The following is a 21,328-nucleotide window of genomic DNA, read 5'->3' on the forward strand; positions in this document are numbered from 1 at the left end:
AGAAAGAGGGAATACGTGTACTACAATACAAAATGCAGCAATCGAGCATACATCGCAGAGAGGATTATATGTTTGGTCGATGAGTAGTCAAGCCTAAAATGAACTCACTGCGTTCGGGCTTGACAACCCATCTTCCCAAACATGGGTAGTAGCTATGCGATGTATGCATAAGTATCAAGTGGCACTTGATAGATTTAATCATGGTGAAATTTAAAGAAACAATATTTAAATATCAAAGATCTTTATTAATCTTGTTAAAGGTCGACCTTTTTGGTTGATTACAAATCATATTATACGAGGGGGATTATGACATGAAAAAGGCCTTAATCGTTTGGGGCGGATGGGAGGGCCATGAGCCCAAACAGGTAGCAGAGATTCTGGCAGAGGCGCTGAGAGGAAAAGGCTTCGATGTGGATGTATCTAATACGCTGGACAGTTTTGCTGACGGTGAGAAGCTCAAGACATACGATTTAATCGTACCAGAGTGGACGATGGGTACGATAAAGCCTGAGCAGTTAAACCCGTTGTTAGCTGCTGTAAGGGAAGGCACAGGCATAGCTGGATTGCACGGCGGCATGGGTGATGCTTTCAGGACGGAGACGGAATATCAGTTTATGGTGGGAGGACAATGGGTAGCCCATCCGGGCGGTGATACGGTAACGTACACGGTACATATCCTTGATAAGAACCATCCTATAACTTATGGCATCGATGATTTTCAGGTGACATCAGAGCAGTATTACATGCATGTAGATCCTGCTATAAGGGTTCTTGCCACCACCAACTTCGGAGATGTGGTGATGCCTGTAGCGTGGACAAAGACATATGGCAAGGGTAGGGTTTTCTACTGCTCATTGGGCCACAGTGCGGCTGTTGTCAAGATGCCTCCTGTGCTGTCTATTATGACCAATGGCATGGTGTGGGCTGCACGCTGATTTGAAAGGGGTTGCTTTATGGTGGATAAAGTCAAGATAGGTATTGTAGGTTGCGGAAATATAAGCGGCATATATTTTAAAGCGGGAAAGACCTTTGAAAATCTGGAGATTGTGGCATGTGCCGATCTTATAATGGATAGGGCTAGGGCAAAAGCTGAGGAATTCGGGATACCAAAGGCCTGTTCAGTGGAAGAGCTTCTGGCAGATCCGGAGATACAGATTGTCGTTAATCTCACTATTCCCAAGGCCCACGCAGAGGTGACCATGGCAGCGCTTAATGCGGGGAAAAACGCTTACGCAGAAAAGCCCATGGCTATATCCCTGGAGGATGGCCAGAAGATATTGGAGCTGGCAAAGGCAAAAGGTCTGCGGGTCGGTGGGGCACCGGATACCTTTTTAGGCGGAGGTATACAGACGTGCCGCAAGCTCATAGACGATGGTTGGATAGGTGAGCCCATAGGTGCGACGGCATTTATGCTCTGCCACGGTCACGAGAGCTGGCATCCTGACCCTGAGTTTTATTATGAGGTGGGAGGCGGTCCCATGTTTGATATGGGTCCTTATTACCTGACGGCCCTTGTAACCTTGATGGGTCCTGTAAAGAGGGTTACAGGTTCTACGAGAATAACGTTCCCCGAGAGGACTATTACCAGCGCGCCAAAGTATGGCAAAAAGATACAGGTAGAGGTTCCCACCCATGTAGCTGGAATAATGGAGTTTGAAAGCGGAGCCATCGGAACCATTTTGACGAGTTTTGACGTGTGGCACAGCCAGCTGCCGCGCATAGAGATATACGGTTCTGAAGGTACCCTTATGGTGCCAGATCCTAATACCTTTGGAGGCCCTGTTTATATAAGGCGAAAAGACCAGGCGGAATGGAAAGAGATACCTTTGACCCATGGCTATGCTGAAAACAGCCGCGGCATAGGTGTATCTGATATGGCGTATGCTCTGGTTTCAGGAAGGCCTCATAGGGCCAGTGGTGAGCTTACATATCATGTTCTTGAGATCATGCACGGCTTTCATATAGCTGCAGAAGAGGGAAGACACTACGAGCTCAAGAGCACCTGCGAAAGGCCGGCGCCATTGCCTTTGGGTTTGATGCACGGCACCTTAGATAGATAAAAAAATTAAAGGGGGATTAATTTTATGGGTGACACCATCAATGTAGGCCTTATAGGCTATAAGTTTATGGGCAAGGCCCATAGCTTTGCCTATAAAAACGTCAGCATGTTTTTTGATACGCCTTTAAAACCCAGGATGAAGCTGCTATGCGGCAGGGATGAAAAAGGAGTCAAAGCTGCCGCTGAGAAGTTTGGATGGGAAGGCTACGTGACATCCTGGAAGGACCTGGTTTCAAGGGACGATATAGACATGGTGGACATTACAGCGCCCAGCGATGCCCATAAGGATATCGCCATAGCGGCGGCAGAAGCAGGTAAGCATGTCTTTTGCGAGAAGCCGCTGGCTTTGACGCTTTCTGACGCCAGAGAGATACTAAAAGCCGTAGAGAAATCCGGCGTCAAGCATATGATAGGGTTTAACTACAGGAGGGCTCCTGCCGTTCAGCTTATAAAGAAGCTGATAGATGAAGGTAAATTGGGCAGAATATTCCACTTCAGAGGATTTTACCTGCAGGATTGGATCATCGATCCCGAGTTTCCGCTGGTATGGAGATTGCAGAAGGAGGTTGCAGGGTCAGGATCTCTGGGAGATCTGGGCGCTCACCTCATAGACATGGCCAGGTATCTGGTGGGAGAATTTGATGAGGTCATGGGCATGAATGAGACTTTTGTAAAAGAACGCCCCATGGTCAGCGAGATGACAGGGTTGAGTGGAAAAGCCGCTGAAGGTGCTCCAAAGGCGCCTGTAAATGTGGACGATGCTACACTGTTTTTATTCAAGTTTAAGAACGGTGCACTGGGCATCATAGAAGCGACCCGTTTTGCCACAGGCCATAAAAACGGTATGTGGTTTGAGATAAACGGCAGCAAGGGCAGCGTGAGATTTGAATTTGAGCGGATGAATGAACTGCAGTATTACTCTGTAGATGACCCTGAGGGAGTTCAGGGCTTCAGGACTATACAGGTCAGCGAGCCAGTGCACGCTTACATGCAGGCGTGGTGGCCGGCAGGCCATGTCATAGGTTATGAGAATACATTTGTCCACGAGATATACGAATTTATAAAAGCCATATCTGAGGACAAATTGCCAGAGCCCAATTTCTACGACGGCGTCAAATGCCAAGAGGTATTGACCGCCGTGGATACCTCCATAGAGCAACGGCAGTGGATTAAGGTAGATGAGGTTTGAGATTTGAGGTATTTGGTGGGGTGCATTTATTGCACCCTATTTTGCAATAGATGGAGGGATGAAAATGAACTTTGATATAAAGCAGGTACCGTTTAGCTGTAAAGGTTCATATCTTGCGTTTTCATTGATGTCAGAAATTTTTGGGGCAGGCAAAAAAGGGCTTTATCTTCGCACCGTTCACGGTGATGCAGCAGAAAGGGAGATATTCTTGTTTGAACTCGAAGACAAAGGCATTTCTGTGCCCTTTGATATCTATGCTACACCCTGGGTACTTCATTTAGAGAGCGCACATGGCTATGTGGATATATGCTTTGCAAGGCCGGAACTGCTTCGCATCAGAGGTGCAGGTATTGGTTTGAGGATGACGTCTTCAAAGGAGTCGATGTTTAATAATGCTATTTTTTCAGGTAAAAACCGCTGGTCTTTAAATTTATTTAATAACAGGATCCAGTTTATGCTCACGCCTCTGAAAGGCCGGTTAAATGTAGAGGCGCCCTGGGATGGGGTTAAGTGCGACTATATCACAATAGAGATGTATCCCGATAACGATGAAGGGTATTTTGAGTGTGCTATTGAAGAATACCGAGGGAGCTGGCAGGAGTGCAATTACAACGATAAATTTGAAGATTGCGTTGAAAGGGTAAAGAAAGATTTTGAAGATTTCCTATCAAAAATGCCGGAAGCCCATGACAGGTATCAGCAAGCCAGGGAATTGGCGGCCTACATCAACTGGTCGTGTATTGTAGAACCTCATGGATTATTGAAAAGGCCGGCAATGTTTATGTCAAAAAATTGGATGACCAATGTGTGGAGCTGGGATCACTGTTTTAATGCCATAGCGTTGAGCTATAAGTATCCTGAACTGGCATGGCATCAATATATGGTCATGTTTGATTTGCAGGATGAAAACGGTGCTCTGCCGGATTCTGTAAATGATAGCCTTGCGGTCTGGAATTTTTGTAAGCCGCCTGTTCACGGGTGGACATTGAAAAAGATGATGGAAAACACCGACTTCATCGACGAATATAAATTAAAAGAAATATATGAGCCGCTGTGTAACTGGACGGATTGGTGGTTTAGATTTCGCGATGATGATAATGATGGTATTCCGCAGTACAATCACGGCAACGACTCCGGATGGGATAATAGCACAATATTCGTAAAAAGGCCGCCAATAGAAAGTCCCGATCTATCTGCGCTTCTGGTCATACAGATGGAAGTTCTCTCAGATGTAGCCAGGATTTTGGGTAAATCAAAGGAGTCTAACGAGTGGAAGTCAAGGGCGATTGACTTATTAGAGAGGTTTTTAGCCCATTTTATAGAAGGCGATAGGCTTGTTGCCAGATGTTCAGGAACCCATGAGGTGGTAGAATCTCAGAGCCTTTTGCCCTATATATCCATAATACTGGGTAAAAAATTGCCCGAGAATGTCCTCAACAGGTTGATTTCGGAGCTAAAGGAGGATGGCTCATTCATTACCCCCTATGGCTTTGCTACTGAAAACATTAAAAGCCCATATTACGAATCTGACGGATACTGGCGCGGACCGATCTGGGCGCCATCCACGATGTTGCTCATAGATGGATTAAAAGCTTCGGGAGAAGAAGATTATGCTAAAGAAGTGAGCAGGCGATTTGTAGATATGGCGTCAAAAAGCGGCTTTGCAGAAAATTATGATGCTCTTACCGGCGAGGGGCTAAGGGACAGGGCATATACGTGGACATCCAGCGTATTTTTGATATTAGCCCATGAGATTTTTGCGTAGTGTAAAATTCATAGAATTTTTTAAGGGATAAAAAATATACAAGAGACAACTCCTTTCTGTTCGCAAAAAGGAGTTGTCTCTTGCGGTGCACAAAATCGCTCTGTACTGTTACTCTTGAAATACTGCTTTTAGATCAATTATAAGATCGTTAAATATAGATACCTTAATTTTATCTTCATCCGTATATATCTCTGGTCTTCCGTATCTTTTATTATCCTGTAAAGTAAATACGCTAACGATTTTACTTTCGGGTTCTACTAACCAATATTCTTTTACACCGAATTTCTCGTATAAGTTGAACTTTTCTAACTTGTCCTTTCTTGCTGTTGATGGAGAGACTATCTCTACAATCAAATCAGGAGCCCCTTTGCATCCCTCATCATCAAGTTTTGATTTATCACAGATAACTACTATATCAGGTTCTACTACAGTTTTTATATCTTTATCATTTTCTTCATTGCTTGAAGGAAGTCTTACACCAAAAGGTGCAGTGTATACTTCACAGGATTTGTTTTGGAGATAACTGAAAAATTGATAAAATATTCCTCCTAAAACTTTTTGATGAATTCTCGATGGGGGTGCCATCATATAAGCTTGCCCGTCAATCAATTCAATTCTTTTATCTTCTGGCCATGTTATGTAATCACCATAAGTATATGTTTTATTTTCTTTAGGTAACGGCATAAAAAATAATCCTCCTTATAAAAGAATTAGGTTACGAATAATGTTTCCCCTCTGCAAATGCGTTGGGGAATACTTTCTTAATAATATTATACGCTCCATTTACATCAGTTCAAAACATGCAAACGCAGAATACTCCATCAGATTAGCAGTGATGATGCATTACTCAACCTAAACATTTTTATAGGTGGAGACTGCGGCTGTTGCTTTTCTGTTCAATAGTGGTAAAGTTGGTTTTTGCAAAAGTAGACATACACCCATAAATATGCTATACTATAATGCGAGTTTAACACGATCAAACGATAAAGGTGGTGTATATAAACAAATGGCAAAGTCATTTTTTACATCAGAAGCGGTAACTGAAGGCCATCCTGACAAGATATGCGATCAAATATCCGATGCTATACTTGATGCGATAATATCGAAGGATCCCAATGCAAAGGTTGCCTGTGAAACTGTAGTGACAACAGGTATGGTCCTGGTCATGGGTGAGATTACCACATCATGTTATGTGGATATACCCAAAATAGTGAGAGAAGTGGTTGCAGATATAGGCTATACAAGGGCCAAGTTTGGTTTTGACGCTGATACTTGCGCTGTCATCACCTCTATAAAAGAGCAATCGCCGGATATAGCCATGGGCGTCAACAAATCGCTGGAGTTGAAAAAAGGTATAGATCATGATGAAGATCTTAGCCTTATTGGTGCTGGCGACCAGGGTATGATGTTTGGTTATGCGTGCAATGAGACCCCTGAGCTGATGCCTATGCCCATAATGCTGGCGCAAAAGCTGGCTAAAAGGCTCGCCTATGTGAGAAAGAGCGGGGAACTGGATTATTTAAGGCCTGATGGCAAGACTCAGGTTACTGTAGAGTACAACGACGGCAAACCCACCAGAGTGGATGCGGTGGTGGTTTCAACCCAGCATGCCCCCGAGGTGGATCACGATACTATTGAAAGGGATATTATAGAGCATGTTATAAAAGCTGTCATTCCCAATGAGCTGTTGGATGAAAACACCAGATACTTTATAAATCCCACCGGAAGATTTGTCATAGGCGGTCCTTATGGGGATAGTGGCTTGACGGGCAGAAAGATCATTGTGGATACATACGGTGGCTTTGCCAGACACGGCGGCGGAGCTTTTTCCGGCAAAGATCCCACAAAGGTCGATCGCTCAGGAGCATTTGCGGCCAGATATGTGGCTAAAAACATAGTAGCTGCGGGTCTCGCTGATAAGTGTGAAGTGGAGCTGGCTTATGCCATTGGAGTGGCTCATCCTATTTCCATCGCTGTAGACACCTTTGGGACCGGTAAGGTGAGCGATGAGAAACTGATAGAGCTGATAAAGGAGAACTTTGATTTAAGGCCTGCTGCTATAATCAAGGCTTTTGACTTGAGAAGGCCGATATACAGGCAGATTTCGGTGTACGGACCGTTTGGACGTACAGACCTTGACCTCCCGTGGGAGAAGACCGACAAAGTGGACATATTGAGAAAGCAGGTATTTTAAAGCGGCTACTTAAAAATATCAATAGTTTTGTAAAGGGCTTAAGTCTTATAAAGGGCTTAAGCCCTTTATTTTTTGTCTTAAATAGCGACTTTTTTAAAAGTCGTTATAAAAATGATGGACTTTTTTAAAACTCCTCACTTAAATGCTCGACTTTTTAAAAAGTCGGCAGAAATATGCTTAACTTTTTAAAAACCAAACATTTGTTCGTATAATTTATCTGGAGTAATATTTAATTATCCCGGGAAATTCACAGGGCCCAGAAGGAGTTTAATTATGGATTACATTGACGAGCTGGCAATTAAGGGTAGAGAAGGAGACGGTAAAGCCATTGAAATGCTAGTCGAGAAATTAAAACCGATGATTGTGGCTACAGCCTACAGGTTTAATCGATATGACGTCGATGATATGGTACAGGAGGGATATATAGTATTGCTTCAGTGCATAAAGGATTATGATTGCGATAGAGGTGCTTTTCTGGCGTATTTTAAAACAAAGCTTAAATATCACATATTAAATCTTTTGAGAAAGGTGAAAGACACTCTGCCCATTATGGAGGAATTGGTAGCCGATGAAGGTGGAGGTCCGGAAATAAATTTTCTTGAAAAAATGGAACATTTAGAACTGGAAAAAGCGTTGAGATGCTTGGGGGAAAAACAGAGGGATATAGTCATACGCTACTATATTAAAGAACAATCTTTAAGCGAAATTGCCAGGAGTCAAGGTAAACATTACATGAGCGCGGTTAGATTGAAAGAAAGGGCTTTAAAAAAGCTCAGGGAGCTTATGGATTAGAATTTATGGGTTTTAAAAAAATGTAGAGGCGATGCCTCTACATTTTTTTAAAGCAATTTTGATGTAAATTCGTGTATCCTCTCTAATGCTTTCGTAATCCTGTCAATAGAATAAGCATAAGAGACCCTTATATATCCTTCTCCACTGGGGCCAAAGGCGTTGCCAGGCACTACAGCTATTTTTTGCTCTTTTAAAAGGCGCTGGCAAAATTCTTCGGAAGAAAGGCCGGTATTTTTAATTGACGGGAATATATAAAAAGCCCCTTTTGGTTCAAAACACTCCAATCCCATATCTCTAAATCCTTTTACAATTAATTTTCTCCTCTGATCGTAGGTTTTGCGCATTTTTACAATATCACTTTCGCAGTTTTTGAGCCCTTCTATTGCCGCTAACTGTGCCATTATAGGGGCGCAGATGGCTGTGTACTGGTGGATTTTATTCATTGATTCTATGAATTCATGGAGTGCTGCTATGTAGCCAAGCCTCCAACCTGTCATGGCAAAGGCCTTTGAAAAGCCATTGATTAAAATAGTCCTTTCTTTCATTCCGGGCAGTGATGCGATACTTACATGAGTCCCATCGTATGTAAGTTCGCTGTATATTTCGTCAGATATAACGATGAGATCATTTTCTATAATAACCTTTGCGATTTCCTCCAATTCGTTTTTTTTCATTATAGCACCAGTAGGGTTGTTGGGGTAAGGCAATATAAGGGCTTTTGTCCTTGATGTTATTTTTGCCTTTAAATCTTCAGGGGTTATTACAAAACCATTTTTGTCGTCAGTGGGGACGTATACAGGTACACCTCTGGTAAGAGTAACACATGGTGCATAAGAAACATAACTGGGTTCCGGGATTAAAATTTCATCTCCGTCGTTGATAAGGCATCTCAAGGCGAGATCGATGGCTTCGCTGGCTCCTACTGTTATCATCATCTCTGTTTCAGGATCGTAATTTAAGTCATAATGGCTTTTTAAAAATTGGGATATAGCCACTCTCAGCTCAATAAGTCCTAAATTTGATGTATATGTAGTCCTTCCTATATCGAGGGATTCGATGCCCTCTTTTCTTATAAGCCAAGGGGTTGTAAAATCCGGTTCGCCTACTCCCAGGGAGATAATGTCTTTCGCGTTTGTTACGAGATCGAAAAATTTACGTATTCCAGAAGGGGGAATGCTTTTAACTATGTCCGAGATATAATTGCTGGGATTCATGGTGTTACCACCAATCTCTGATCTTCAGGTCCATCGGTAAAAAATACCCCTTCTTGCTTGTATTTTTTCAATATAAAGTGGGTGGTGGTGCTTAAAACGCCATCTATGGGGGCCAGCCTTTCGGCGACAAACAGCGCGATTTCTTTCATGGTTTTGCCTTCCACCTCTACTGCCAGATCATAGCCACCTGAGACCAGCGATACCGACGTCACTTCATCAAACTGGCATATTCTCTCGGCAATGGCATTAAAGCCGTGTCCTTGCTGGGGTGTTACCCTTACTTCGATGAGGGCGTGGACTACTTCCTTTTGGGTTTTTTCCCAGTTGACCAGTGCTCTGTATTTTAACAGAACTTTTTCATCTTCCAGCTTTTTGATAATATTTTTTACTTCTTCAGTATCTAGACCTGTCATCGTGGCTATTTGTTCATCGGTAAGCCTGCTGTTTTCATACAGGAGCTCAATTACGTCCATACATTTGTCCATTGCTACAACCCTCCCCATTTCTTTTATTTAATATTAAGCTACATTATATAATAATTATCAGGTGTAATCAAGGCAATTTATTTGTTATTTATATTAGAGAAAGCCTTTAACAATTCAATAGGTAAAGGAAATAGTATTGTAGAATTTTTTTCTGCTGCGATTTCTGGCAGTGTCTGCAGGTATCTTAACTGCAGGGCAGCTGGCTCCTTAGAAATAAGTTGTGCTGCTTCTAGCAGTTTTTGCGCCGCCTGATATTCACCATCTGCTGATATGATTTTGGCCCTCCTTTCTCTTTCTGCTTCTGCCTGCTTTGCCATGGCTCTTTTCATTGTATCAGGCAATTCTATGCTTTTTATTTCTACTGCGGTCACCTTGATGCCCCATGGATCTGTGTCTTTGTCCAGCAGTTCTCGCAGTTTTTCATTGAGCTCAGCTCTTTTCGTGAGCATTTCATCCAGCTCATGCTGACCGAGGATAGACCTTAATATCGTTTGTGCCAGGAGAGTGGTGCTCTGTGTATAATTTACAACCTTTGTAGTTGCAAGGATAGGATCGGATACATTAAAATATACTACTGCATCAACCATAATAGGAACATTGTCTTTTGTGATGATTTCCTGCTTTGCCACATCAATTGTGAGAGTTCTTAAGTCGACTTTCCATACTCTATCAATACCAAAGGGGAAGATGACATTGAGACCCGGTTGCAATAAGCCGCTGAGCCTTCCGAACCTGAATAAAACCCCTCTCTGGTATTCTGCTATGATTGAAACCATTCCAGGAAGCAATATGAGTGGTATTATAGTCAGGACTATGGAAGGTGCTATATATAGCAGACTTTCGATAGAACTCCATCCTCTTAACACGACAATATCTATGACTCCCCAGATCAAAAACGATACCAGCATAAAATAAAAATTGGCGTAAATCTTGCGCGATAATGCTATGGCCATCCAGACAATCCACCACACAGCTTCAATTAAAAAGATTATCGCAAATATAGTTACTACTGGATATGAATTCATAAAATTTCCCTCCTATCTTAATTTAACAACTTTTATAAATATTATAATCAAATTTACTAAGAAAAACAAACTGTTTTTTCCAGTCAAAAATTTATTATTGCATAAACTCAGTATATATGTTATAATTTCCTTAATTTAAAAATAAAACAGCATAAAAAACCTCTTATCAAGAGTGGTGGAGGGACTGGCCCGATGAAGCCCGGCAACCGGCACATAGGTGCGACTGGTGCCAATTCCTGCAAAACGAAGAGTTTTGAGAGATGAGAGGGTAAGGTAGAAAATGCCCTCTTCATGCAGAAGAGGTTTTTTTATGCCCACATTATAAATTGAAGGAGGAATTTTTTATGAGATTTGATACGCTGGCATTGCACGCGGGACAACAACCAGACCCAACTACGGGTTCCAGGAGTGTACCTATTTATCAGACTACCTCATATGTATTTAAGAGCACGGAACACGCAGCAAACCTCTTTGGGTTGAAAGAAGAGGGCAATATTTATACCAGGATAATGAATCCAACCGTAGATGTCTTTGAAAAGCGTATGGCGGCTTTAGAGGGAGGCGTAGGTGCCTTAGCTACTTCATCAGGCATGGCCGCAATTACTCTTGCTATAATGAACATAGCATCGGCGGGAGACGAAATCATATCGTCGACAAATCTTTACGGAGGTACCCATACGCTGTTTGCAAATACACTTCCTAAATATGGTATAAAGACAATATTTGTAGATCCTGAAAATCCTGAGGGCTTTAAAGAAGCCATAACCGAAAAGACAAAAGCCATTTATGCGGAAATTATCGGAAATCCTAAAATAGATGTATTTGACATTGAAACTTATGCGAAGATCGCCCATGACCATGGCCTTCCCCTTATAATAGACAATACCTTTGCAACCCCGTATTTATGCAGGCCCTTTGAATTCGGAGCAGATATCGTCGTACACTCTGCTACAAAATTCATAGGAGGGCATGGCACATCCATAGGGGGCGTTATCGTAGATTCAGGTAATTTCCACTGGGACAATGGAAAATTTCCCGGGCTGGTAGAACCCGATGAAAGCTACCATGGCGTAAGCTATGTGAGAGATTTCGGTAAAAGCGCTTATATAGTAAAAGCTCGTGTGCAGCTCATGAGAGATATGGGGGCATGCATCAGTCCGTTTAACGCATTCTTATTGCTTCAGGGCCTTGAAACCCTGTCGTTGAGGGTGCAAAGGCACTGCGATAATGCTCAAAAGGTGGCTGAATACCTCAGTAAAAGCCCTTATGTAACCTGGGTGAATTATCCGGGCTTGCCTGACAATAAGTACCACAGGCTGGCTAAAAAATATCTTCCAAAGGGATGTGGCTCTATACTCACTTTTGGAATCAAAGGTGGATTGGAAGCTGGCAAGAGGTTTATCGAGAACGTTAAGCTGTTCTCTCATTTAGCCAATGTAGGAGATGCAAAATCCCTTGTTATACACCCGGCCAGCACTACTCACCAACAGCTAACAGAAGAAGAACAGCTGTCATCGGGTGTAACGGCAGACATGGTAAGGCTGTCTATCGGAATAGAAGATGTGGAAGATATAATCGAAGATCTGGATCAGGCTTTAAAGGCGTCTCAGGGGTGATGCCGGTGATTGTTGAAAAAAAGTATCTTCACCTATCAAAAGATGAGGTTACATTTACAACGGAGAGCGGTTATACATTTGATGAACTTACTATAGCATATGAGGTTTACGGCGAGCCCGATATATATAAAAACAACGTTGTGCTGGTTTTACACGCACTGTCAGGCGACAGCCATGCTGCTGGAAAGTACAGAGAAGACGATAAAAAAGCCGGTTGGTGGGATGGCCTTATAGGGCCGGGAAAGTACATTGACACAAATGAGTATTGCGTCATATGCTCCAATGTCCTGGGTGGTTGCCAGGGCACTACTGGACCTTCATCGATCAATCCCAGGACGGGTAAGCCCTATGCCGCAGATTTCCCGAAAATAAACATAAGGGATATGGTGAGGGTTCAAAAGATATTGCTGGATAAGTTGGGGATATCCCATTTGAGAGCAGTTATAGGTGGCTCCATGGGTGGAATGCAGGCGTTAGAGTGGGCTGTCACATATCCAACTATGATGGATAAGACCATAGTTATAGCAGCGACGCCTGCGCTGTCGCCTTTCAACATAGCTTTTAATTATCTTGGGTTATCAGCGATACTAAATGACCCCAACTGGAATGGCGGTTATTATTATGAGAGCGGGCTTAAACCTGACAAGGGTCTTTCATTGGCTAGAATGATAGGCATGATAACGTATAAAAGCGATGAACTCTTTGATGTAAGGTTTGGCAGAGAAAAAGACCCCAGCGGTATGTTTCAGTGCGAAAGGTATATGGAACACCACGGTCAGTCATTTCTCCAGCGCTTTGATGCCAACACATATGTCTACATCTTAAGGGCCATGAATGAACACGACATATCCAAACCATATGGGTCCATGAAACGAGCTTTGCAGAGGATTGATTCCGATGTCCTGGTTATTGGTATAGATACGGATATAATATATCCGCCTAAATATTTGAAGGAGTTCGTGAGCAACCTCAATAAGGTAGGCGGCTGTGCTGTGTACAAGGAGCTTTCGTCAATTCAAGGGCATGATTCCTTTTTGGTTGATATAGACCTTCTGGGTCCTATTGTGAAGTCCTTCATACAACAGGAACAGACAAATAGGGAAGCAAAGATTGTGGAGCTATGAGCATAAGCTCCTCTTTTTTTACCTTTTACGCACATTACTTCACATTATAAAAATTATCAGTAAAATTACTTTTTTGAGAAAAAAGTGATATAATATTATTGTAAAACAAAAATTGGAGGTGGGGAAAATGAAAATTGAAAAAATCAGCGACAACAAACTAAGGATCTTGATCACCGCCTCAGATTTAAGGGAACGAGATTTAGAAGTAGAAGACCTTTATCGCGACGACTCAAAAGCCCATTCCCTTTTCTGGGATATAATTTATCAGGCATACCTGGAAGAAAGCTTTGATGTAGATGATTCCAGACTGATAATAGAAGTGGCTCCGATTTCTTCTGACAGCTTTGTGATTATAGTTACAAGAATACCAAACAATATAATATCCAAAAAAATCGTGGGAGAAAGCGCAACATTAAAAAATGTTTACTCCTTTGACACCCTAGAAGATTTGGTATTTTTATCTCATAGAATACTAGGACTATTCCGGGGGAATAGCACCCTTTATAAATATAAAGAAAAATACGTACTTGTTATGTTCGGGTATGTCACTAAAAGGGTACAGGCGATTATATCTGAGTACGGTCATAAAGAAAATACTTCAGAGGCTCTGCTGTGCGAACATGGAAACAAGATAATTGATAAAAAAGCCATAGAAACCTTGTGCCAATATTTTTAAATAGCCCATTGACTAATGGTAAAAAATGAAATAATATATAAGTATAAAGGGAGAAGGGGGTATGTAAATGAAAAGGGTAAATGTGGATCTCCACTCTATCGACAGAGTAAAAGAATTCGTTGAAATTACCAGCAAATATCCTTTTGAATTGGATCTGATATCAGGCAGGTATGTGGTAGATGCAAAGTCCATAATGGGTATTTTTAGCTTAAACTTAAGCAAACCTATTGAGTTGGTAATTCACAGCGATGATGAGGCAGAAGTAGCAAAATTTATGGAAGAAATTAAAGAATACGTAGTCAAGTAAATCTATCAGAGAACATATCAGAAAATCTCTGAGCACATAAGAGGAGGGACTATTCGTTCCCTCCTTTGCTGTTTTCATCGCTCTCTTTAGTGCTGTTCGTGTTTTCCAGCTGTTCCATCCTGCTATCTATGTATTCATAAAATACCGATCTACAGTAGACGTTTATAATAAGGCCTATAAAGCTTAGGCTTATAAAAAACAGGGGCAAATATGCCAGAAATACGCTTAAAATCACAATCGCTATACACAGAAGCAAAATACCTATAGTATGCGGAAGCTTTATTATCGTAAATATAAATGCGTTTTTATAGACATCTCTTATCCTCAATTGATAAGTGACTAACAGAGGAAATATGTATATATTCATCAGTATAAACACAAAGCTTATCGTCAAAATCAGATATCTGGCCAATACGCTTATTACTGCCAGTTTTACTGTGGAATAAAATCTAAAATTGATATACAATACAATGGCAGCTACAGCGTTGATGATGGATACGATAAAACTGTCTTTTAAATTTTTTAACGCGCCATCTTTAAAATCGCTCCACACCCAGACAGGTCTTCCTAAAGAATAATTCCTCAAAACATAATTAAAACCTGCCAATGCCGGTCCAATGGTTATGACGGGTACACTAAAAACTACCAGCAAAATGTTCAATTGCACGAGCTTCCAGAAGTGCGTCTTTAATACATCAAAAAAACGAGCAATTCCTCCCTTTGGTATATCTTCTTCTTTTAAATCAGGTTTGTGCTCGTTTCCATAATACCACCTATTAAAAAATCCGCCAAGCATTTTTGCCTCCTTGAGATATTATTGACTTAAATTATAACATATAATGGTATTTAATACAATAGATTCTTCAATCGATGGATTTCGAATATTTTATTATTGTTGATCCATTGTAAGCGGGTATAATGATGTCATCGCTTTTTTCGATTTTGACATTTATTTTAAGCGACGCCAGATAATCATACAAGCCATTGGTTACGCGGGCAAAAGAATACAATTGATCTGGATCACCTATGGCCTTTATAACATAATCGTAATCACCAATACTGTTTATAGGTACTTTATTTACAAGCATGTTGGGCCCTGCCTGATAAATTCCTGTAGTAGCTACGATCCGCTGGTTATTTATAGAAATGGCTTTGGCGCCTGCGTACTTTATAATATTTAAATACTCCAGTAAATTATCAGCACTGATCTGTGCTTCGGCGTTTTTATCCGATATATAGATTATAATGCCTTTTCCCCTTACCTCTGTCATTCCTGCCAGCTCTTTTGCTCTTTTATATTCCTGTTCCAAACCGTTATCTACAATTTTGTTGTTTTTTAAACTCTCTATTTCACTTCTTAGTTGATTAATCTCGGCTTCATAGGATTTATATAAGTTTTTTTCTCTGTTCAGTACATTTTCCATCAGCTGCTGTCTGTTATTATTTATATTTTCGCTTTTCGTATGGGTGTATGCCATAAGGCCTTTTGTGTATAGTCCTGACAAAAAAGCTATAGATATTATCATCAAGTACAACACCGTGCTCATGAATTTATTTTTCATTCAGTACACCTCAGGCATTCGCCGAGTATTTGGGTATCTGGATATTTTCATTTTTTTGATAGCTAAAGTCCAATCCATATTGTTCCTTAAGACTTTCCAGATATGGGAATATATCAAGATTTAAAGATGATAACATGACGTCGGCGTTTCCGATGGCTTTGATGATATAAGGTGGTACCAGGTCCACTTTATTCACTGAAACCGTAGGCCCCATACATATTATCTCTGATGTAGCGATAATCCTCTGACCATTTATAGATATAGCTTCAGCACCAGCTGTCTTTAATACATTGACGATCTGCTGGATGTATATATCGTGTACGATATAATTTTGCTTATCACCGTTACCATTGTATGCTTTGCTATCATTAAGGCTTATTATAATGCCTGGCCCCTGGACATCGGTGATACCAGCGAGAATTTCTGCCTTTTCTTTTTCAGAGATGAGAAGAGAATTTACATTAGCATTTTGTTTATACTTTTCAATCTGTGCTTTTAAGTCATTTATTTCATCTTCTAATAATTGAATGGACTGCTCTAATTGTACAATGGCACTAATCACGTTTTGATCGTCGCTTTCGTCTATTGCTCGAGCAGAAGGCTTATATGATGAGTACAATAGCAAAAATGCGACTACAAAACTTATCAATAGCGATTTTTTAATTCGCACGCGCATTTTCTCCATCTTCTCCTCTCCGATTTTACAATTTAATTATAAAAATACAAATATTAAAAAACTATTAAGTTTAATTTACAAAAAAAAGGCTATTTATTAGCCTTTTATTGTTCCATTATAGTATTTTGGCAATATATCAAATATATCTTCCTGCAGGCAAAAATCCACGTCATCTTTATAACCTATGCTGATGAGGTATTTATAATGAAAACAATTTTGCATAAGATTGTGCAGATCATGCCTGTTTTCTCTGTACAATAATAAGCTGGCATATGAGAGATCGTCTATGTCCGCACCATCTATTCTAGAGATGACAGCACCTACTGTTATCACATCTTCAAGAGAAAATTTGCGAGTCCCTTTTCCCTCCGTGCCCGCACACAGTATAACAGCATCCATTTTAACCTCATTTAAGTAATCAGCTACAGCTTTTACATTTAACATGCTGCAGATGATGATTTCTTTAGCCGATGATGCCTTTTTTATAGCTTTTGTTCCATTAGTAGTGGTAAGGATTATGGTTTTGCCCTTTACCACATCAGATGTGTATTCAAGCGGTGAATTTGAGAGGTCAAAGCCTTCAATGAGGACTCCATTTCTCTCACCGCCCAATAAATACGTATCTCTGTCCAGATTTTGAGCCAGGGACAGAGCCTCCTCTACTTCAGATACCGGGATTATCTCTTTACAGCCGTTGTTAATGGCTGTGACAATAGTGCTTGTGGCCCTCAAAGTATCTATTACGATGGTGATTTTATCCGCAAAATCTCTGGGGCTGGCGCTATCCAGAGTTTCATATGTATCAATTCTCATGCGCATTACACCTTCTTGTCGAAAAGATAAGGGATACAACGTTCAATTATAGCATAAAAATAGATTATTTACAATTTGTTAATAAACAAACCACAGATATGCCACAATTCTATCTTATAATCACTTAATAAAAAATATTTAAGGGGAGGGTAATGTGAAGATTTTAAAATTTCTTAGAAAACATATTCTATTAATCCTCATTATTCTTATAATAGCGGGAGGAGCATCTTACTATTATTCGGCAACACATAAAAAAACATCATCACAGCAATTGCCAACAGTCGTGGCGAGAAGGGGAAATATATCTATGACTGTGACCGGAAGCGGACCTGTCCAGCCGGTAAAGACTGTAAATATTTTATCGCAGGCAAGTTCTACGGTATTGAAGGTCAATTTTGGTGAGGGCGATCGGGTAAAGGCAGGAGATGTCTTGTGTGTTCTTGATACCACATCTCTCACAAACAACATAAAAAATAGCCAGTTGCAGCTTGAACAGGCTAAGCTGAACCTAGAGAGCGCCCAGAAAAATTATGATAGCCTCGTGATAAGGGCTCCTATATCGGGTTACATAACTGATCTCTCTGTACAAAAGGGCAGTACGGTAGGAGCAAATATGGTAATTGCGACCATAAAGGATACCAGTGCGCTTACTGTTACAGCTCCATTTAGTGAAATAGTCGCAAATAGCGTTAAAGTTGGTGATAAAGCGTATGCAGAACTTACGGATGGTTCTTTCACGGTGCAGGGCGTCGTGAGCCATATCGGCGCCAGTTACGCGTATAAAAATGGCATCAAAGCAAAAGACATAACCATCAGGATTGCAAATCCTGGCACGATTCAGTTAAACAGCAATATGTATATATATTTAAACACGCAGAACGGTAAATCGTATTCACTGGCATCAGGACAATTGCAAGTATCAAATACTACCAGCGTAATATCTCAGGTAGCGGGTACTATAACAACTCTTAATGTAAACCAGGGCGATTACGTCAAAGAAGGGGATGTCATTGCCGTCCTTTCAAGCGATAATGTGATAAATAATTTAAATCAGGCCAAGTTGCAGTACGAGATAGCGTTGAATAATTACAATTCCCAGCAAGATACTGTTGATAACTACACGATAAAAGCGCCTTTTGATGGATTAATAACGTCATTGCTGGTGAATGCTGGTGATGTAGTAAAAGAGGGGCAGCAAATAGCTACAATAGCCGATACATCAGGGATGAAAATTACTATTCCCGTCGACGAATTGGACATTGCAAACATAAAAGAAGGTCAGAAGGCTACGATAACGTTTGATGCTATATCGGGCAAAACATACAGCGGAAGGGTAAGCAAGGTAGCAGTGGAAGGTACTTCTCAAAATGGGGTTACCACATATAATGTCGATATAAGCATCGATAACCCTGCAAATGTAAAAATCGGTATGAATGCCAACGCTGAAATACAGATAGCAAGTGCGAAAAATGTGGTGGTACTACCACAGTCTGCTATAATAAAGCTTGGTGGACGCAACTTTGTCATAGAAAAGAAAAATATTCCTGCAAACTTTGATATAACAAAGCTTGCTTCATTTTTAAAGCAATTGTCAACTTCTACCTCAAGTGGGCTTCAGTCGGCGCGAAGAACTGATAGATTTGCGGCATTTCAGTCTACGGGAAGAAATGATACAGCAAATAACAGTACAGCAAATAACAGGTTTACAGGAGAGTACCGGCGTTCAAGCTCTAATAATTCCTTCAGAAATCTCTTGACACCCGTGGAGCTCGGATTGTCTGATAACAATATGGTTGAGATAAAGAGCGGATTGGATGAGGGAACAGAAGTAGTCTTACCATATGCAATAAGTAGTAGCAGTAATAGTAATAACCAGAACAGTCAAAGACAATACAATAGAGATGGCGGCTTTAGAGGAGGATTTATGATGGGACCAGCTCCGGGGAGGTGATAAGGTAATGAATTTGGCAGTAATAGTTTTAAAAAATGTGTGCAAGTATTACAAGATGGGAGAAGAAATCGTGAAAGCCCTTGACGATGTTACTCTTGAAATCGAAAAAGGCTCATTTACCTCAATTATGGGGCCTTCAGGCTCGGGAAAATCTACGCTCATGAATATAATCGGTTGCCTTGATGTGCCTACATCTGGCACATATATTTTAGATGGCATGGATACCAGCAAAATGGACGATGATCAGCTTTCTATGATTAGAAATCGCAAGATAGGTTTTGTCTTTCAATACTATAATCTTCTCCCAAAATTGACGGCAATAGAAAACGTGGAATTACCGCTGATCTACGCAGGGGTGCCAAAGAGCAAGAGGTTAAAAGCCGCTAGAGAGCTGCTTGAGTCAATGGGTATGGGTTCAAGGCTTTATCACTACCCTTCGCAGTTATCAGGTGGGCAGCAGCAGAGGGTAGCTATCGCAAGGGCGTTGGTTGTAAATCCAGAGATTATACTGGCAGATGAGCCTACAGGCAATCTGGATTCCAGAAGTGGAGAAGAAGTGATGAAGATACTCTCCATGATCAATGAAAAAGAAAAAAAGACGATTGTATTGATAACCCACGATATGAAAATTGCAAACTATGCCAGAAATCTTATAAAGATATCTGACGGAAAAATTGTCGGACAGGAGGAGACATATGAGAAGTACGTATGAAGCATTTATAATGTCGATAAAGAATATCCTGTCTAATAAGGTGAGGTCTTTTTTGACCATGCTCGGCCTCATAATCGGCGTTTCATCTGTCATTGTTCTCACGTCTTTAGCTCAGGGCGCTACTGCAAATATTGTAAATAACATAAAGAGCATGGGCACAAATCTCATTGTCGTAAATATAATGAGGGGGGAAAGCAGTAGAAATATTACATATAACGATATTCAGGCATTTCAAAAAGAAAATAGCGGGATTATAAGCGGAATTGCACCTGTCATCAATGGGAATGTAACGATAAAATACATGGATAATTATTATGATACGTCGCTATTAGGTACCAATGAAGAATATGCTGGGATTCAGAACATAAATATGGCGTCAGGCAGATTTATAAGTGAAGAAGATGTGTCCACGAGGAGGAAAGTGGCTGTAATAGGGTCTTATGTAGCGAGAGAGCTCTTTGGAATGAGCAACCCTGTAGGCCAGAACATAAAGATCAATGGCAATATATTAAATGTGGTGGGGGTTATGCAGGAACGCCAGGGTTCTACCCAGGGCTCGGAAGATGACCGGATAATCATACCTATTACCACCTGTCAGAGACTTTTACAGAATGCTTTTATAAGGACTTATTACATTGAAGGAAGCAGCGAACAAACAGTAAATGCGGCGTTTAACGCCATTCAAGAATTTCTGTTAAACCGCTTTAAGTCTTCAGATGCTTTCAGGATATTTAACATGCAGAATATGCTGGATACGCTTTCTAATAGTACGAGGACATTGACACTGTTGCTCGGCGCTATAGCGTCCATATCCCTCATTGTAGGTGGCATAGGGATAATGAATATCATGTTGGTGTCGGTTACCGAGAGAACACGGGAGATAGGCATAAGAAAGGCTATAGGAGCGAGGCGAAAGGATATCGTTATGCAATTTCTGATAGAATCACTGGTTTTATCAGCATTGGGTGGTTTGGGCGGCATCATACTGGGAATATTGATTTCGGTATATCTCAATCAAAGCGGTATAATGACGGCAGTTATTTCTACTTCATCGATAATTGTGGCATTTTTATTCTCTCTCACAGTGGGCATTGTGTTCGGCTCGTACCCGGCGGTGAAGGCATCTAGATTAAATCCCATTGATGCTTTAAGATATGAGTGAGGTGAA

21 protein-coding genes and 1 riboswitch are annotated in these 21,328 nt (G+C 41.0%); of the genes, 13 read left to right on the plus strand and 8 right to left on the minus strand.

The window, feature by feature from the left end; all coding sequences use genetic code 11:
• The first annotated feature begins 311 nt into the window (after positions 1–311).
• From BUB87_RS11155 to BUB87_RS11170, 4 genes are all read left to right on the plus strand, one after another.
• Positions 312–935 carry a ThuA domain-containing protein gene (locus BUB87_RS11155; RefSeq protein WP_073345415.1) on the plus strand — a complete coding sequence of 208 codons (624 nt, stop codon included), beginning with the start codon at positions 312–314 and terminating at the stop codon, positions 933–935.
• Between the two features lie 18 nt (positions 936–953).
• Entirely contained in the window at positions 954–2,060 is a 1,107-nt protein-coding gene (locus tag BUB87_RS11160) for a Gfo/Idh/MocA family protein (protein ID WP_073345417.1), read from the plus strand.
• A 24-nt stretch (positions 2,061–2,084) separates the two neighbouring features.
• Positions 2,085–3,248 (plus strand): Gfo/Idh/MocA family protein, encoded by a 1,164-nt coding sequence (locus BUB87_RS11165; protein ID WP_073345420.1) that lies wholly within the window; start codon positions 2,085–2,087, stop codon positions 3,246–3,248.
• A 64-nt stretch (positions 3,249–3,312) separates the two neighbouring features.
• Positions 3,313–5,013 (plus strand): amylo-alpha-1,6-glucosidase, encoded by a 1,701-nt coding sequence (locus BUB87_RS11170; protein ID WP_073345422.1) that lies wholly within the window; start codon positions 3,313–3,315, stop codon positions 5,011–5,013.
• 108 nt (positions 5,014–5,121) lie between these two features.
• Here BUB87_RS11170 and BUB87_RS11175 read toward each other — a convergent pair whose 3' ends face one another.
• Positions 5,122–5,697, minus strand: a complete 576-nt coding sequence (locus BUB87_RS11175) for a Uma2 family endonuclease (protein WP_073345425.1) — start codon at positions 5,695–5,697, stop codon at positions 5,122–5,124.
• A 322-nt stretch (positions 5,698–6,019) separates the two neighbouring features.
• On the opposite strand from BUB87_RS11175, the gene metK reads away from it, so the two are divergent.
• Complete coding sequence (gene metK / locus BUB87_RS11180; protein WP_073345428.1) at positions 6,020–7,207, plus strand: methionine adenosyltransferase; 1,188 nt, start codon at positions 6,020–6,022, stop codon at positions 7,205–7,207.
• Between the two features lie 273 nt (positions 7,208–7,480).
• Entirely contained in the window at positions 7,481–7,999 is a 519-nt protein-coding gene (locus BUB87_RS11185; protein WP_073345430.1) for an RNA polymerase sigma factor, read from the plus strand.
• 47 nt (positions 8,000–8,046) lie between these two features.
• Here the strand turns inward: BUB87_RS11185 and BUB87_RS11190 are convergent, their stop codons facing one another.
• From BUB87_RS11190 to BUB87_RS11200, 3 genes are all read right to left on the minus strand, one after another.
• Complete coding sequence (locus tag BUB87_RS11190) at positions 8,047–9,213, minus strand: aminotransferase class I/II-fold pyridoxal phosphate-dependent enzyme (protein WP_073345433.1); 1,167 nt, start codon at positions 9,211–9,213, stop codon at positions 8,047–8,049.
• On the minus strand, positions 9,210–9,698 hold the full coding sequence (locus tag BUB87_RS11195) for an Lrp/AsnC family transcriptional regulator (protein ID WP_073345435.1): 489 nt from the start codon (positions 9,696–9,698) through the stop codon (positions 9,210–9,212). Before BUB87_RS11195 ends, BUB87_RS11190 begins: the two co-directional genes overlap by 4 nt.
• A gap of 77 nt (positions 9,699–9,775) precedes the next feature.
• Positions 9,776–10,723, minus strand: coding sequence for a slipin family protein (locus tag BUB87_RS11200; protein ID WP_073345438.1), 948 nt, complete (start codon positions 10,721–10,723; stop codon positions 9,776–9,778).
• Between the two features lie 160 nt (positions 10,724–10,883).
• Positions 10,884–10,990: riboswitch (SAM riboswitch) on the plus strand.
• A gap of 77 nt (positions 10,991–11,067) precedes the next feature.
• On the opposite strand from BUB87_RS11200, the gene BUB87_RS11205 reads away from it, so the two are divergent.
• The 4 genes from BUB87_RS11205 (at position 11,068) to BUB87_RS11220 (ending at position 14,446) form a co-directional block, all read left to right on the plus strand.
• Positions 11,068–12,339, plus strand: a complete 1,272-nt coding sequence (locus tag BUB87_RS11205) for a homocysteine synthase (RefSeq protein ID WP_268761643.1) — start codon at positions 11,068–11,070, stop codon at positions 12,337–12,339.
• 5 nt (positions 12,340–12,344) lie between these two features.
• A complete protein-coding gene (gene metX, locus BUB87_RS11210; protein WP_084111253.1) occupies positions 12,345–13,463 on the plus strand; it encodes a homoserine O-acetyltransferase MetX in 1,119 nt (372 codons plus the stop codon).
• Between the two features lie 127 nt (positions 13,464–13,590).
• Positions 13,591–14,139, plus strand: coding sequence for an adaptor protein MecA (locus BUB87_RS11215; protein ID WP_073345445.1), 549 nt, complete (start codon positions 13,591–13,593; stop codon positions 14,137–14,139).
• Positions 14,140–14,206: 67 nt separating this feature from the next.
• Positions 14,207–14,446 carry an HPr family phosphocarrier protein gene (locus BUB87_RS11220; protein ID WP_073345448.1) on the plus strand — a complete coding sequence of 80 codons (240 nt, stop codon included), beginning with the start codon at positions 14,207–14,209 and terminating at the stop codon, positions 14,444–14,446.
• Positions 14,447–14,495: 49 nt separating this feature from the next.
• On the opposite strand, the gene BUB87_RS11225 is transcribed toward BUB87_RS11220, so the two are convergent.
• From BUB87_RS11225 to BUB87_RS11240, 4 genes are all read right to left on the minus strand, one after another.
• Positions 14,496–15,242 (minus strand): YesL family protein, encoded by a 747-nt coding sequence (locus BUB87_RS11225; RefSeq protein ID WP_073345450.1) that lies wholly within the window; start codon positions 15,240–15,242, stop codon positions 14,496–14,498.
• A gap of 67 nt (positions 15,243–15,309) precedes the next feature.
• Positions 15,310–16,008 (minus strand): DUF881 domain-containing protein, encoded by a 699-nt coding sequence (locus BUB87_RS11230; RefSeq protein ID WP_073345453.1) that lies wholly within the window; start codon positions 16,006–16,008, stop codon positions 15,310–15,312.
• A gap of 10 nt (positions 16,009–16,018) precedes the next feature.
• Positions 16,019–16,693 (minus strand): DUF881 domain-containing protein, encoded by a 675-nt coding sequence (locus BUB87_RS11235; protein ID WP_073345455.1) that lies wholly within the window; start codon positions 16,691–16,693, stop codon positions 16,019–16,021.
• Between the two features lie 87 nt (positions 16,694–16,780).
• Positions 16,781–17,497 carry a 2-phosphosulfolactate phosphatase gene (locus tag BUB87_RS11240; RefSeq protein ID WP_073345458.1) on the minus strand — a complete coding sequence of 239 codons (717 nt, stop codon included), beginning with the start codon at positions 17,495–17,497 and terminating at the stop codon, positions 16,781–16,783.
• A gap of 154 nt (positions 17,498–17,651) precedes the next feature.
• On the opposite strand from BUB87_RS11240, the gene BUB87_RS11245 reads away from it, so the two are divergent.
• Genes BUB87_RS11245 through BUB87_RS11255 form a run of 3 tightly spaced genes read left to right on the plus strand, consistent with a single transcriptional unit; the run spans position 17,652 to position 21,322 of the window.
• Entirely contained in the window at positions 17,652–19,448 is a 1,797-nt protein-coding gene (locus tag BUB87_RS11245; RefSeq protein WP_073345460.1) for an efflux RND transporter periplasmic adaptor subunit, read from the plus strand.
• Positions 19,449–19,455: 7 nt separating this feature from the next.
• Positions 19,456–20,160, plus strand: coding sequence for an ABC transporter ATP-binding protein (locus tag BUB87_RS11250; protein WP_073345462.1), 705 nt, complete (start codon positions 19,456–19,458; stop codon positions 20,158–20,160).
• Positions 20,144–21,322 carry an ABC transporter permease gene (locus BUB87_RS11255; RefSeq protein WP_073345465.1) on the plus strand — a complete coding sequence of 393 codons (1,179 nt, stop codon included), beginning with the start codon at positions 20,144–20,146 and terminating at the stop codon, positions 21,320–21,322. Before BUB87_RS11250 ends, BUB87_RS11255 begins: the two co-directional genes overlap by 17 nt.
• The last annotated feature ends 6 nt before the right edge of the window (positions 21,323–21,328 follow it).

Origin of the sequence: Caldanaerobius fijiensis DSM 17918, from assembly GCF_900129075.1 — a bacterium.
Taxonomy (GTDB): Bacteria; Bacillota; Thermoanaerobacteria; order Thermoanaerobacterales; family Caldanaerobiaceae; genus Caldanaerobius; species Caldanaerobius fijiensis.